The sequence below is a fragment of the Exiguobacterium alkaliphilum 12/1 genome (assembly GCF_000714435.1).
Classification (GTDB): domain Bacteria; phylum Bacillota; class Bacilli; order Exiguobacteriales; family Exiguobacteriaceae; genus Exiguobacterium; species Exiguobacterium alkaliphilum.
Genome location: NZ_JJMW01000038.1, coordinates 1 through 13,398 on the forward strand (window position 1 = coordinate 1; position 13,398 = coordinate 13,398).

Genomic DNA, 13,398 nt, shown 5'->3' on the forward strand with positions numbered 1-13,398 from the left:
TAGAACTGGCTAGTTATGTCCCAGCCTCTTTATCGATGGGCCTCTGTCCAGACGATGGCCGGATAGGCACGGTTGGCGAGTTCTGGGAACGGACGTGGGGTATCCGCCCCGAGCCAAATCGCGGTGATCGTCTCATCTGTCAATCCGACGTACCACATATCTTTGTGGGCGTTCGTCGTTCCGGTCTTACCACCGACATACGGACGCTTGATTTGCCCGGCATAGCGACCCGTCCCGTACGTCGTGACAGCCGACAACGCTTGTCGCATCGTCGCAGCTGTCTCTTCTGACCAGATGGCTTGTTTCGTCATGCTCGGGCTAATTGTCGGGGCGCCCGAGGCGAACCGAATCTCTTTAATCGTTTGGCCGGAGACGTAGACCCCGTTGTTCAAAAACGGCGTATACGCAGCCGCCAGTTCTTTCGGGGACACACCTTGTGTCAACCCTCCGAGCGCGCTCGCCATACTGTTGTCTTTATCAGGATCCCATTGGCTGAACATAAGGTCAGCCGTGGCGTAAGCCGCCTGTTGGTCGATTTGATTGAACGCGGCAAGCGCCGGCGTGTTGAACGAATAGGCGACCGTATCGCGGAACGTGACGTCGCTCAGGACGCGATTGCCGCTATTGGTCGGGCAATACGTCCCGTAACAGACGGGACGGCCGTCGAGCATCGTATCGAGTGTCGCGTTCGTCTCCTCGATGAACGGGGCAAAGACGAGAATTGGTTTGATGGCCGACCCTGGTTGTCGGAACGCTTGCGTCGAACGGTTGAACTCGCCACTTTGCTTCATTTCCGAGTCGACGAGGGCGACGATTCGTCCGTTCGGCGTCAGTTCGGCATAGCCGCCGTTCAGTCCGGCAGGCAATTCACTTAACTCCCGTTTCGCAGCCATCTGGCGTGCGACGGACAAGTACGTCTCGACTGTCGCCTGATTGCTTGCCAAGTAGTCGCGCGCCGCCTCTTCGTCTAGGTCGTACCGGGTTCGCACGAGCCGAATCGCGTCTTTCATGACGGCATCCATGTAGTCGGGATATCGAATCTCGTGGCGTTTATAGCTGGCTTTCAGTTTCACGCCATGTGCCGCGTCATAAGCTTGTTTTGAGACGAGCCCGGCTTCTTTCAGTTGCGTCAAGATGCGGTCTTTTCGTTCGTAAAACGCCGCGGACGGGTTGAGCGGGTCGTACAAGGATGGATTGTTCGGCACCGTCAGCAAATAGGCGATTTGGTTCCAGTTCAAGTCCTCGAGCGGACGCGAGAAGTACGTGTCGGCCGCGGATTGGATGCCGTATACGTTATGCCCGAAGAAAATCACGTTGCTATACGAAGTGATGATTTCTTTCTTGCTATAATTTTTTTCGAGCGCCCGCGCGATCATCAATTCCTTCACTTTTCGTTCGTACGTCCGCTCGTGCGTCAAGTAAACGTTTCGCGCCAGCTGCTGCGTAATCGTGCTCCCGCCTTGGACCGATGTCTCATTGGCGTTATTGATAAACGCCCGGGCGATCCCGCTCAAGTCGTAACCTGGATGGGCGTTGAACTTGCGGTCTTCAATGATTATGATGGCGTCACGAATGTGGTCGGGTAGCCCGTCTAGAGAGACGTCATCGCGGCGCCCGCTCAAATAGAGCGTCTCAGCCCCGCCTTTATAGGCGAGGGTGACGGCGTGCTTCGGCGACAACGGCGCCGTTTCGACGGTCTCCTCGCCCCACGCGACAATCGTCTTCGCTTGTTCGATTTCCTCTTTCAACGCACTGCTCACGGTAAATCCGACAGCGATCAGTCCGGCAAAAAAGAGTGTTCCTACCCATGCCCGCATTCGCTCACCCCTCTCTTCATTCATTATATCGTCAATCTTTCAACAAATTTCAAAATGTAAACGTTATCATATAATAATTTGGGCAGGAATACATTAGGAAACAGCGAAAAAGGGTAAAAGAGGTTTATATTATGAATTTAGGAGGCTGTACTATGAAGCAAGAAATGGTTGCGATGCTCCTCGCGGGAGGGGAAGGGAAGCGACTCGGGCCCCTTACGCGTAAGACGGCGAAACCGGCTGTCCACTTTGGAGGGAAGTACCGAATCATCGATTTCCCATTATCGAACTGTACGAATTCGGGAATTACGACAGTCGGTGTGTTGACACAATATGAACCGCTTGAACTGAACCGTTATCTTGGCATCGGGTCGGCATGGGATTTGGACCGCCGCAACGGAGGCTTGGCCATCTTGCCGCCATACCAGGCACAATCGGGGAAAAACTGGTACGAAGGTACAGCGAACGCGATTTATCGAAACTTGAGCTATATCGACGATTACGATCCAGAGTACGTCTTGATTTTGTCGGGTGACCATATTTATAAAATGGATTACGAGAAGATGCTCGATTTCCATAAAGAAAAAGGAGCGGACGTCACCATCTCGGTCATGGAAGTGCCGTGGGACGAAGCCCCTCGTTTCGGGATTTTGAACACGACCGACGACCTCCGCATTAAAGAGTTTGAGGAGAAGCCTGAAAAACCGAAGAGCAACTTGGCTTCGATGGGGATTTACATCTTTAACTGGAAAGTGCTTCGGGAGCACTTGATTCAAGACGCGGAAGATGAGACGTCAAGCTTTGACTTCGGGAAGAACATCATTCCGAATACGCTACTCGACGGACTTGACGTCTTCGCCTACAAGTTCAAAGGTTACTGGAAAGACGTCGGTACGATTCAGTCGCTCTGGGAAGCGAACATGGACTTGTTAGAGGAAGATCCACCGTTCGACTTATACGACCCGAACTGGAAGATGTATTCAGTCAACCCGAACCAGACACCGCAATACATCGGGAAAGACGCCTGCGTCGAACAGTCGGTCATTAACGAAGGCTGTCAAATCGAAGGGGAAGTCCAACACTCCGTCTTATTCTACGACGTGCGTGTCGGCGAGGGGTCACTCGTCAAAGACTCTGTCATCATGCCGGGGGCTCGCATCGGAAAAGATGTCACGATTCATCGAGCCATCGTCGCAAGCTGTGCCGTCATCGAAGACGGAGCGACAATCGGCGAGCCGGGTGGTGAGATTGTTGTCATTGAACCTCACGAAAACATCGAGAGCGGAGCAGTATTCAAACAACGTGCTTGAACTTAAAAAAGACCGACGCAAGGAGGCGTTATTGTTGACGAATGATTTGTTAGGGGTCATCAACTTAGGGACCGAAGAAGGATTATTTCCAGAGTTTACGGGACATCGCAATTTGGCGTCCGTCCCGTTCTCTGGACGTTATCGACTCATTGACTTCACATTGACGAATATGATTACGCAAGGCATCAATCAAGTCGGGATTTTCACGCTCGACAAGTATCGCTCGCTCATGGACCATGTCGGTTCAGGGAAAGAGTGGGACCTTGACCGTTCGCAAGGCGGCCTTCACATCTTCCCACCGGCGTTAAAGCCGGACGGGGAAGCTTATTTGGGCGACTTGGCAAACTTCTCGATGCACCGCGAACACTTCGTACGCAGTAAACAGCCGTACGTCGTCATCACAGGCTCAAACGTCTTGACGACAATCGACTTCCAAGACATGCTCAAGCACCATAAATCGATGGGCGCGGACATTACGCTCGCCTATACCGGGCACGAGCAAAAGTGTGGGTACTGCCGCCCGATTCGTCTCGGTGAGAACGACCGTGTCGTCGGCATCTCGGAGCGGGGCTTTAGCCCGGACGACGAGTACGCATACACGGAGACGATCATCATGTCGAAGAACTTGTTCCTTCGACTCGTCGATGAGGCGACGTCACGTGGCGAGTATGATTTACTCGACGGCGTGATTCGCCCGCAGCTCCATCGCTTACACGTTCACGGTTACCACTATACAGGTAAAATGCAAGTCATCCATTCGGTTCTTTCGTACTATAATGAAAGTATGCGTTTGCTTCGTCATGAGGGAATCATCTATGATTTCCCGCACATCTATACGAAGATCAAGCACGAACCGCCGACGCGTTATTTGAAAGGGTCGAAAGTGAATGAAGCGCTCGTCGCCAACGGCTGTAAAATCAGCGGCGAAGTGCAAAACAGTATCTTGTTCCGCGGCGTCGTCATCAGCGAACATGCCCGCGTCAAAAATTCAATCATTTTATCCAAGTCCATCATCGAAGAAGGCGCTGTCGTCGAGAACGCCATTTTAGATAAAGAAGTGGTCGTGAAACGCGGACAGGTCATTCGAGGGACGGTCGATGAACCGATCGTCATCGGAAAACGGACAACGGTGTGAAGGAGGATATTATGAAAATATGGTATGTCGCTTCAGAAGCGGCACCGTTCATGAAAACGGGGGGGCTTGCCGATGTCATCGGCTCGCTCCCTCAAGCGGTGTCTGGCCTTGGTGAGGAAGTCAGTGTCGTCATGCCGAAGTATGGCACGATTGCTGAGGAATACGTCGAGAAGATGGAATACTTATTCGATTTGATTGTTCCGGTCGGCTGGCGCAAGCAGTTCGCCGCGGTGCTCAAACTCGAACACGATGGCATCACGTACTACTTCATCGATAACGAATACTATTTCAATCGCGAAGGTGTGCTCTACGGACACTATGACGACGCGGAACGATTCGCGTTCTTCTCACGTGCCGCCCTCGAGATGATTGGGAAGTTAGACGAGACGCTCGTGCCGGACGTGCTCCACTGCCACGACTGGCAGACCGGTGTCGTGCCGGCGTTTTTACGGATTCATTATCAACATATCGAAGCGTATCAAAAGATTCGCACCGTGTTTACGATCCATAACCTTCAGTACCAAGGCATCTTCCCTGAAGACGTGCTCGGCGAATTACTTCAATTCGGGCATGAACACTTCACGGCCGAAGGGATTCAGCATAACGGGCTCGTCAATTACATGAAGGCGGGAATCGTCCATTCCGATCAAATCACGACGGTCAGCCCGTCTTATCGTGATGAAATCATGGAGCCATACTACGGGGAAGGGCTCGACGCGGCCCTCCGGCATCGCGCCGTCGACGTCCGTGGGATTTTAAACGGTCTCGACTTGGCGACGAACGACCCGAGCACGGACAAACGCATCGCGAAGACGTACGACTTGGACACGGTGAAAGAAGGGAAGGCCGTCAACAAACGTGCCCTTCAAGAGCGGTTCGGGTTAGAAGTAAGGGATGACGTCATGCTCATCGGATTTGTCAGCCGCCTCGTCGAACAAAAGGGTCTCGATTTGATTAATGGGGTGAGCGATGAGCTCGGTAACCTCGATTGTCAATTTGTCTTCCTCGGCTCAGGTCAACCTGAGTATGAGGCGATCGTTCATGAGATGACGGCGCGCCATCCGGGTAAAATCGGCTCTTATATCGGGTTCGATATCGAGCTCGCCCATTTAATTTATGCCGGATCGGACGCATTCCTTATGCCGTCACGCTTTGAGCCGTGCGGCCTCAGCCAGTTGATTTCGATGCGTTACGGGACGCTCCCGATCGTTCGTGAGACGGGCGGACTTCGTGACACAGTGAAGCCATTCAACGAATATACGCAGGAAGGGACCGGTTTTGGGTTCTTGAACTACAACGCTCATGAAATGCTCGCCACGATTGAAAAATCGATTCGTGTCTTCTATGACCGCAACACGTGGAATGCCCTTGTCCATCAAACGATGACGGCGGACTTCAGCTGGAAACAATCCGCGAAGCAATACCGTGAGCTCTATCACTTATTCGCATGACTGGAAGGAGTTTTACACACATATGTTCACAGACAAACAGAGCTTCGTCACTTCGTTTAAAGACCGATTCGTCGCCTTAAACGGGAAATCGTTCAAGGAAGGGACCGAGCAGGAAGTGTATCAGACGTTGGCTACGATGGTGCGTGAGCAAGCAATCCCGAAATGGATTAACACGCGCGACAAGCAAGAAGAGAAACAGAGCAAGCAAGTCATTTATTTCTCGCTCGAGTTTTTGTTAGGTCGTTTCCTTTACAACAACTTGCTCAGCATGGACGTGCTCGAAGTCGTTCAGGAAGGTCTCGAGGAGCTTGGATTCGATTTCTTTGAAATCACCGAGTTCGAGCCGGAGCCGGGACTAGGGAACGGGGGACTCGGTCGATTGGCCGCCTGCTTCCTCGACTCGCTCGCTGCGCTCAGTCTGCCGGGTCACGGGAACGGGATTCGTTATCGCTATGGCCTCTTCAAGCAAAAGATTGTCGACGGCTATCAAGTCGAGCTCCCGGATAACTGGCTTCGCGACGGCAACATGTGGGAGACGCGCCGCGCCGACCGTGCAGTCGACGTCAACTTCGGTGGCTGGATTGAGATGCGCCAAATCGGCGACCGTCTGCGTGTCGTCCATCATCCGGACGAAGTCGTCCGGGCCGTCCCGTACGATATGCCGGTCATCGGTTACAAAAATGATGTCGTCAACACACTCCGTCTATGGAACGCCGAATCGCCTTACGACGATGAGGAGTATATGGAACGGACGAAAGGGTCATACAAAGACTTGCTCAAATATAAGCAGTCGATTGCGACGATTTCTGAATTCCTTTATCCGGATGACACGACGTACGAAGGAAAAGTGCTGCGCCTGAAACAACAATACTTCTTCGTGTCGGCGGGCATCCAATCGATGATTGCCTCATATCTCCGTCATAACAAATCGCTTAAACATCTAGGTGACCATTACGCCGTCCACATTAACGACACGCACCCGGTCGTCGCGATTCCAGAATTGATGCGCATCTTGATGGATGAGCACGGCTACGGATGGGACGAGGCGTGGCGTGTGACGAAGAGCGTCATGTCGTTCACGAACCATACGCTCCTCGCCGAGGCGCTCGAAAAGTGGCCGGTCGAGATGTATGAGCGGTTGTTGCCGCGTATTTATCAAATCATCGAAGAAATCAATCGTCGCTTCTGTCGCGACGTGCTCGTCAACTATCCGCATCTCGAGCCGCACATGGGGGAAATCGCCATCGTCTCGAACGCGCATATCAACATGGCGAATTTGGCCGTCGTCGGCTCGCACTCGACGAACGGGGTCGCTCAAATCCATACGGATATTTTGAAGCAGCGTGAGATGCGACACTTGTATGAGATGTTCCCGCTCCGTTTCAACAACAAGACGAACGGGATCACGCACCGTCGTTGGTTACTCAAGTCCAACCCGCGCCTCTCGAACTTGATTACGGACGCGGTCGGCCCATCGTGGATTGAACATCCGAACGACCTAGAGAAGTTGATGGGCTTCTCGAAAGACGCGAGCTTCCAAGAGCAGGTCATGGACGTGAAGCAACAGAACAAACTCGATTTGGCGTCATATATTCAAGACGAGACGGGCATCACCGTCGATCCGAACTCGATTTTTGACGTTCAAGTGAAACGGCTGCACGCCTACAAGCGTCAGCTTATGAACGCGCTCCACATCCATGCGCTCTATCAAAAGATTCAGTCGGACCCGACGTTCACGATGGTGCCGCGGACGTTCATCTTTGGTGCGAAAGCAGCCCCAGGCTACTATTACGCCAAAGAAGTCATCCGTTACATCAACGCTCTCGCGACGATGATCAATCACGATAAACGGGCGAGCCAGTTCATTAAGATCGTCTTCCTTGAGAACTATCGCGTCTCCATGGCAGAACGAATCTTCCCAGGCTCTGATGTGAGCGAGCAAATCTCGACGGCGAGCTACGAAGCGTCAGGGACCGGCAACATGAAGTTCATGATGAACGGTGCGCTCACGATCGGGACGCTCGATGGGGCGAACATCGAGATTCGAGATGCGGTCGGAGATGACCATATCTTCATCTTCGGCTTGACGCCGCAAGAAGTCATGAACTACAAGAAGTTCGGCGGTTATCATGCGGCGGACATCTATCATGCGAACCAAGAAATACGTGATGTCGTCGACGGTCTCGTCAACGGAACGTTCGATAAGGTCGGTGAGTATCAATTCCAGGCGATCTTTGATTCGCTGCTCGTCTACAACGACGATTTCCTCGTCTTGAAAGACTTCGCCTCCTATATGCAGGCACAGCGTCGGGCCGGGGAAGTGTTCGCCGATAAGGCGCGTTGGGCCGAGAGTTCAATCGTCAACACGGCCAAATCGGGAATCTTCTCGAGCGACCGGACCATCACGGAATACGCGAACGCGGTTTGGAACATCAAACCGACGAGCGTGAAATAAAAAACGAGATCCACCCGTTATGGGTGGACCTCGTTTTCTGGATAAGAGATCCAGTCAGAATAAGAGCCGGGGTAAAGACGGACATCATCTTTGCCGAGGGCGTGTAACGCTAAGATGTTGACACAGGCGGTGACCCCGCTCCCGCAGTAAAAGATTGGGTTCGGGACATCGAGCACGTCAACGTAAAGCTCTTTCAAATCATGAAAGTCTTGCAACGTGCCGAGATCCGTGACGGCGTCAGCATATGAACAGAGGAGGGCGTTCGGAATATGTCCTGCCTTGTGGTCAATCGGTTCGTGGCTGCCGTCGAAACGGTCGGCCGTGCGGGAGTCATACAGCTCTGCCGTACGTGCGGCCTTCACGTCTTCGATCGTGGCAATCATCTCGTCTTGGAATTGAGGGACATAGTCAGACGCCGGATAGTTCGGGATCTCTGTCGTCGTCTCGCCACAGTATGTGATACCGGCTTGAATCCCGCCTTCGAGCACAACGACGCGCTCATGTCCGGCCCATTTGAAGAGCCACCAGGCGCGCGCGGCGTATGGGAACCCGTCGTCGTAAATGATAATCAAATCGTCTTTTTGAATCCCGATGCGACGGAGCGTCGCCGTCCATGCTTCTTTCGAAGGGAGCGGGTGGCGGCCACCGTGCTCTTCAACGGGACCAGACAAGTCTTCCATCAAATCGAGAAAGACCGCGTTCGGGAGATGGCCTTGACGATACACGTACTTCCCGTAGGAAGCGTCGTTCAGGGAATAGCGGCAATCGATAAAGCGAATCGAATCCGTGTGGACGATGTGTTTCAATTCTTGGGCACGCATAGTTGGGAACATAGAATCACCTCGAAGTTTCGTTACTTCCATCCTATACAAGATGGAACAAATTGGCGAGTACTTCGATTGAATTTTAAATGTCGAAAGGGGAACTAACCATGGCATGGCAACAAACGTATGAACGGTGGAAACAACACGAGGCGCTCGAGCCGCATCTTCGGGTCGAGCTCGAGGAGATGGCGAAAGATGATACGTCACTCGAAGACGCCTTCTATAAGACGCTCGAATTCGGGACGGGCGGAATGCGTGGCGAAATCGGGCCTGGGGCCAATCGGATGAACATCTATACGATTCGGAAAGCTTCAAAAGGGTTCGCCGATTTCATCGCCGCTTCTGGCGAAGAGGCGAAACGTCACGGTGTCGTCATCGCGCACGACTCCCGTCACTTCTCACCAGAGTTCGCGCTCGAGGCGGCACGGACGCTCGCTTCGAACGGGATTAAGACGTACTTGTTCCCGAGCCTCCGAGCGACGCCAGAGCTATCGTTTGCGGTGCGTCACTTGAACGCCTTTGGTGGGATCGTCATTACGGCGAGCCACAATCCTCCAGAGTACAATGGTTTCAAAGTATACGGTGCGGACGGCGGACAGTTGCCGCCGGCAGAAGCCGACGAACTCGTCTCATACGTCAATGCGATTGAAGACGAACTGTTGATTGAAGTGAAAGAAGAGGCGGGCCTTCGTTCAGACGGCACGCTCGTGACGGTCGATTCATCCGTCGACGCGGCCTACATGGAGGCGTTACAGTCGATTCGCATCCATCACGACGTCCAAGGAGATCCGCTCAAAATCGTCTTTTCACCACTCCACGGCACCGGCCGTCGCCCCGTCATGGAAGGGCTCAAGGCGTATGGCTTCGAGCACGTGACAATCGTTGAAGAACAAGCCGAGCCAGACGGTGCGTTCCCGACGGTCAGTTACCCGAACCCGGAAGAACGGGCCGCGTTCGAGCTCGCCATGCAATACGGCGACCGCGTCGGGGCTGACCTTTTGATGGCGACGGACCCGGATGCCGACCGTGTCGGCTTCACGGTCCGAGACCGAAGCGGGGAATGGTTCGTCTTGACGGGCAACCAGACCGGGGCCCTTCTCATGGATTACATTTTGTCGCAAAAAGTAGAGACCGGGACGCTCCCGTCGAACGGGTTCGTCGCCAAGACGATCGTCACGTCTGAACTCGGGGCGGCGATTGCCAAGGCGTACGGGGTCCATCTCGAGAACACGCTCACCGGCTTCAAGTTCATCGGCGAGAAGATCAAGCAGTACGAGGAGTCGGGCGAATACGAGTTCTTGTTCGGTTACGAAGAGAGCTACGGTTATTTGATTGGCGACTTCTGCCGCGATAAAGACGCCGTCCAAGCATGTTTACTTGGTGCCGAAATGGCTGCCTTCCATAAACAGCACGGCCGGACGCTGTATGATGCGCTCCAAGCCGTGTATGAAAAGTACGGTTTCTATGAGGAGTCGCTCCAGTCGATGACGCTTAAAGGGAAGGCGGGACTTGAACAAATCGGCCGGATGATGGAAGCGTTCCGTGCGAACCCGCCGCAAGAAATCGGCGGCTACGAAGTCGTCCGTTTCGAGGACTATAAGAAACAAGTCGCTACCGACCTGCGTCAAAACAAATCCGAAGCGATTGACTTACCGTCTTCGAATGTGCTCAAATTCATCTTTGAGGACGGCTCATGGTTCTGCCTCCGTCCATCGGGGACCGAGCCAAAAATCAAGTTCTATTTCAGCGTTCACGCGGACAGTGCCGAGAAGACGACGGCGAAACGTGAAGCGATTGAACGCGATGTGATGAAGCAAGCGAAAGCCATCGATTGATGTTTGACCACTGCCCTGACGAGGGTGGTGGTTTTTGTTTGACAACGTATGCCCCCGTCAGTATGATGAGTATATTGTTTAAAACCATGTAATCGTATATGGATTATCAGGAAGGTGGAATTTATATGAAGAAATCATTAACGGCTGTACTCGCATTCGGCGCATCATTCGGGGTGCTCGCAGCTTGCGGCTCAGAGACGAACAGCGGTTCGGAAGAGACGGTCATCACGGTCGGGACAGAAGCGACATACCCACCGTTCACGTACAAAGACAAAGGTGAACTCACAGGGTACGACATCGATGTCTTGAACGAAGCGGCAGAGCGGGCCGGTTATACGCTCGAATTCGAAGCGATGGACTTCAAAGGACTCGTCCCGGCACTCGACGCGGAACGGATCGACTTGATCGCCAACCAAATGAGCATCACGCCAGAGCGCCAAGAGAAGTATTCGTTCTCTGACCCGTACGCGATCTCAGGCGCACAAGTCATCGTCGGATCAGACAACGAAGACATCCAAGGCATCGACGACCTCGAAGGAAAAGTCGTCGGCTCGACGCAAGGATCTGTGTACGCACAGATGGCTGAAGAAGCTGGCGCCGAAGTGAAGTTCTACAAAGGTGCGAACCAAGTGCTCCAAGACCTTCAAGTCGGTCGCCTCGACGCAGCCTTGAACGACCGTCTCTTCATCTTGACAGAGCTTGAGAAGACGGGCTACGACGTGAAAGCAGTCGGTGACGTCTTCAACCAGAGTCAAGCCGGCTTCATGGCCCGTCAAGACTCAGACGTGCTCGAAGGCTTGAACGAAGCGCTCGCTGAAATGAAAGAAGACGGCACGATGGAGGAAATCGGAGAGAAGTACTTCGGTGAGGACATCAGTCAATGAATGAACTGATCACGACCGTCATCGATAACCGTTCGGTCTATCTTGAAGCCGTGCAATTGACGTTGATCGCCAGTGTGCTATCGATTCTGCTTGCATTGGTACTCGGTCTGATCATTGCGTTGCTTCATAGTAGTCCCATCAAACCTGTCCGGTGGTTCACGCGGTTATACATCTCGTTCTTCCGCGGGACCCCGCTCTTGTTACAATTGCTCATTCTTTACGTCGGATTGACGGGCTTCGTCCAGTTGAGCGGCATGCAGGCGCTCATCTATGGACTCGGTCTCCACTTCGCGGCGTATATCTCGGAAGCGTTCCGCGCGGCCATCCATTCGGTCGACAAAGGGCAAGTCGAGGCGAGTGTCGCCCTCGGGATTCCGCGTGGGAAACGATTCAAAGACATCATCTTCCCACAAGCCTTGTCGCGTGCGATTCCACCTGTCTCGAACTCGGTGATCGATATCATCAAATCGACGTCGCTCGGTTCGGTCATCGCGGTTCAAGAATTGACCTACGTCTCGGATCAAATCGCCGCGACGACGTATCTCGTCATGCCGCTCCTCTTGTTCTCGGCAACGATTTATTGGATTTTGTCGACGCTCATTCAAGCGGGCCAGCATCGTCTCGAACGTCGCTATGCGGTTCGTTAAGCACAAAAAGCAGTCACTTCTCATCTTACGGTTGAGAGATATGACTGCTTTTTTGTATTATGGATTGCAAAAATCACAGTATGCCGGGGAGGCGTATACGTCAGGATCAAGATATTCTGTTAGTTGATAGTGACAAGTAGAGCAGGCGTGGATATGTCGCACAATTTGTTTAGTAGGAGAATGACACTGCTCGCATAATCGCCCAGGTACTTTTCGTACGACACGGAAACCCGGTGTTTCACATTTTGGGCATAATGAATTTGCTTGTTCAATTAGTTTTCTCGTCGCCATCTCAATATTTTTCATGCGGGTTGGATTGGCGTATGCCCGCATGTCCGTCTCTATAAAAACTTGTCGATTCGTCGATTTGTTTAAGCAATACGTAAAAGCTTCCTGCAGCGATGATTCATCCGCAATATTTTTTAATATAACGGAAGAGTGTTCATCATCTGGTCGGAGGATTACGTGATGGTCTGGAAACCCAACTTCATTCACGAACTGAAGCGCGGAAGAATAGTTTTGAACGACGGTATGATTAAAATTTGTATCGATTCCTTCGTAATAACCTTGTAATTCAATATTTCGTTCATAATCTTTTAGTAACACCAATTCAGTGTTCCATGGAATAGGGGCAAGAGGATGAAATCCGAATGTACCTTCACTGGCTATTCCAACATGTAGGTTTGACAGCTCTATGACCATATTTGCTTTTTTTCGTGCTGTTTCGAGTTGTGAGTCTTGCCGACCTATCTCTCTAGTAAATGTTCCGAACTGGTCGGTATCAAATTGATTTACATATAAGCGGCATCCTAGCTGTTCTTCAAGAAGGGGCTTTATAACTATTTCTTTTTGGTGCATTGTGACTAACATAACATCTCGATCTTTTAAAAAACTCATCACACGTTTCCTTTCTATTCACATACAGATTCCTTTTGAAAAATATAAAGGAGCGATTCAGTCAAAGTAAATATATTTTCAACAGTATGAAATAAAAAAGAAGTGAAACCACATTTAATCTGTACCCCATGTAAAGGACATTAATA

General features: G+C 52.1%; 10 protein-coding genes. 7 read left to right on the plus strand and 3 right to left on the minus strand.

Going from position 1 to position 13,398, the window contains the following annotated elements:
- Positions 1-29: 29 nt before the first annotated feature.
- Positions 30-1,817, minus strand: a complete 1,788-nt coding sequence (locus RT52_RS17865; protein ID WP_034816582.1) for a transglycosylase domain-containing protein — start codon at positions 1,815-1,817, stop codon at positions 30-32.
- A 152-nt stretch (positions 1,818-1,969) separates the two neighbouring features.
- On the opposite strand from RT52_RS17865, the gene RT52_RS17870 reads away from it, so the two are divergent.
- From RT52_RS17870 to RT52_RS17885, 4 genes are read left to right on the plus strand one after another with little or no spacing between them, the layout of a single operon-like run.
- Positions 1,970-3,124 (plus strand): glucose-1-phosphate adenylyltransferase, encoded by a 1,155-nt coding sequence (locus RT52_RS17870; protein ID WP_034816585.1) that lies wholly within the window; start codon positions 1,970-1,972, stop codon positions 3,122-3,124.
- A 34-nt stretch (positions 3,125-3,158) separates the two neighbouring features.
- Complete coding sequence (glgD, locus tag RT52_RS17875) at positions 3,159-4,259, plus strand: glucose-1-phosphate adenylyltransferase subunit GlgD (RefSeq protein ID WP_051690313.1); 1,101 nt, start codon at positions 3,159-3,161, stop codon at positions 4,257-4,259.
- Positions 4,260-4,270: 11 nt separating this feature from the next.
- Complete coding sequence (gene glgA, locus RT52_RS17880) at positions 4,271-5,710, plus strand: glycogen synthase GlgA (RefSeq protein WP_034803799.1); 1,440 nt, start codon at positions 4,271-4,273, stop codon at positions 5,708-5,710.
- Between the two features lie 22 nt (positions 5,711-5,732).
- On the plus strand, positions 5,733-8,165 hold the full coding sequence (locus RT52_RS17885) for a glycogen/starch/alpha-glucan phosphorylase (protein WP_034816588.1): 2,433 nt from the start codon (positions 5,733-5,735) through the stop codon (positions 8,163-8,165).
- Positions 8,166-8,182: 17 nt separating this feature from the next.
- On the opposite strand, the gene RT52_RS17890 is transcribed toward RT52_RS17885, so the two are convergent.
- On the minus strand, positions 8,183-8,998 hold the full coding sequence (locus tag RT52_RS17890; protein ID WP_034816590.1) for a sulfurtransferase: 816 nt from the start codon (positions 8,996-8,998) through the stop codon (positions 8,183-8,185).
- Positions 8,999-9,096: 98 nt separating this feature from the next.
- Here RT52_RS17890 and RT52_RS17895 point away from each other — a divergent pair, with 98 nt between their 5' ends.
- The 3 genes from RT52_RS17895 (at position 9,097) to RT52_RS17905 (ending at position 12,355) form a co-directional block, all read left to right on the plus strand.
- Complete coding sequence (locus RT52_RS17895) at positions 9,097-10,824, plus strand: phospho-sugar mutase (protein WP_034816592.1); 1,728 nt, start codon at positions 9,097-9,099, stop codon at positions 10,822-10,824.
- Positions 10,825-10,949: 125 nt separating this feature from the next.
- Positions 10,950-11,708, plus strand: a complete 759-nt coding sequence (locus RT52_RS17900) for a transporter substrate-binding domain-containing protein (protein WP_034803830.1) — start codon at positions 10,950-10,952, stop codon at positions 11,706-11,708.
- Complete coding sequence (locus RT52_RS17905; protein ID WP_024372505.1) at positions 11,705-12,355, plus strand: amino acid ABC transporter permease; 651 nt, start codon at positions 11,705-11,707, stop codon at positions 12,353-12,355. Before RT52_RS17900 ends, RT52_RS17905 begins: the two co-directional genes overlap by 4 nt.
- Positions 12,356-12,412: 57 nt before the next feature.
- Here RT52_RS17905 and RT52_RS17910 read toward each other — a convergent pair whose 3' ends face one another.
- Entirely contained in the window at positions 12,413-13,252 is an 840-nt protein-coding gene (locus RT52_RS17910; protein WP_034816595.1) for a DUF6671 family protein, read from the minus strand.
- Positions 13,253-13,398: the final 146 nt, after the last annotated feature.